Here is a 1,246-nt window from a genome sequence, read left to right as displayed (position 1 = left end):
GTGCGACACGAAGTCGCACGTGGTGAGTGGATCCGATTACGGAGGCCGGTTGAAGCCGGTATCGCGATCCCGGGTTAGTGCTCAACAACCCGTCCCCTCCTCGGCGTGCGTCGCGAGTAATTGCGGGGTGCGAAGCCCGGGGTAAAAGCCCAAGGGTGGTTGTCTCATCCAATCGCTACAGGCAAGGGGAAGACCGGACGGGCGAACGCCAGTGAACCCTAACGATGCCTCGTTACGACTGAAGGTCCGTAGATGAGAGATCCAAGGACCTTTAGGGCTAGCCGTTGGGAAACGGCAGGTGCCAGCCGATGATCCGCAGTTGGCTGGGAGAGCACCACCGCCTCGGGGTAGTAAGGGCGCCCAACCCGGTCGTATCTCACACGTGTGGAACGTGGAAACCCCGATGGAGTCCCGCCACGGCGGGTAAGCCGACCGCAAGGAAGGCCCAACTCTCCAGCGGGAACAGGAAGGCCCGAGAAGCAAAGGCCAGCACTCGAAAGGGAACGGGAAATCAGGAGAGGCAATGCGGCCCCTCCGCCGCACTCCTGAATAACCGGCTGGATACAGGCAGTGTCTGACCCGAAAGGGAGCCCACGCGGGCCTGGTGAGTCTGTGGAGCAACGATGACGAGAACGCTGGAACCAATGGACAAGTTAGACGACGCCCCCACGGGGGCGCCGAACGGACCGGAGGATGACCCGCTCGACTGGCATGCCATTGATTGGACGGCCACCGAGCAGGAAGTACAGCGCCTACGCCAACGGATCTTCACGGCTTCGCGGGAAGGGGACCTCAAGCAGGTCCGCAATTTGCAGAAACTGATGCTCCGTTCACGATCCAACGCGCGCGTCGCGGTCCGGAGAGTGGCGGAGAACAACGCAGGACGCACGACCGCAGGGATCGACGGGAAAACCGCGCTCCTGGCACCGACGAAAGCCGCACTGGTCGAGTGGGTGCAGGAGAACGTGAAATCCTGGACGCCCATGCCGGTCAAGCGTGTGTATATTCCGAAGGCGAATGGGCGGCAACGCCCGCTCGGAATTCCGGTCATCCGGGACCGCGCTCTCCAGGCGATGGTACTCAATGCGCTGGAACCCGAGTGGGAAGCACGCTTCGAACCGAGATCCTATGGATTTCGGCCAGGACGTGGCTGCCATGATGCGATCGAGGCGATCTTCCAAGTGGCTCGGGGCCGTAGGGCCCACCGCCGCTGGGTACTCGACGCGGATCTGGCGGCGGCGTTTGA

General features: G+C 62.7%; 1 protein-coding gene. It reads left to right on the top strand.

The genetic code is table 11. The features are described 5' to 3' along the window. Nucleotides 1-644: 644 nt before the first annotated feature. The coding region (locus tag ACIBK6_RS42485) for a reverse transcriptase N-terminal domain-containing protein (RefSeq protein ID WP_399058854.1) at nt 645-1,246 on the top strand (602 nt) is incomplete at its 3' end.

This window comes from Streptomyces sp. NPDC050485 (assembly GCF_044458185.1).
GTDB lineage: Bacteria > Actinomycetota > Actinomycetes > Streptomycetales > Streptomycetaceae > Streptomyces.
Note: the sequence above shows the minus strand (reverse complement) of the source record. Positions and strands in the feature narration are given on the sequence as shown.